We start from the raw sequence: 271 nt of genomic DNA, 5'->3' as shown, positions 1-271 counted from the left end.
CTGGGCTGTTACAGGTAAGTCGTGGCACTGGCAACCGGTTATCGCTGATGATGTCTATGAGGAAAATAAATGAAGAAAATCTTAAATCGGAAACATGTACTGTATTTTTGGGGCATGTTTGACCTATTTTACATCTGCAGATTTATCTGGCTGAATATCTCTCAGGGACGAATTCCTTTAGTTGATGATATATTTTATTTTAGCGATGTTTATCCGCACCAAGGGGCGTATTCGCTAGTCCTTTTTTCTTTTTCGTTACTGCTTAATGTAT

At 38.4% G+C, this 271-nt stretch carries 1 pseudogene; it reads left to right on the top strand.

What is annotated here, in order from left to right:
• Positions 1-69 precede the first annotated feature (69 nt).
• A pseudogene (locus tag NV64_RS24340) lies at positions 70-271 on the top strand (hypothetical protein); the annotation flags it as partial.

The sequence above is a fragment of the Erwinia sp. B116 genome (genome assembly GCF_002865965.1).
Lineage (GTDB): Bacteria > Pseudomonadota > Gammaproteobacteria > Enterobacterales > Enterobacteriaceae > Erwinia.
The sequence above is the reverse complement of the archived record's forward strand: the minus strand, read 5'-3'. Positions and strand labels throughout refer to the sequence as shown.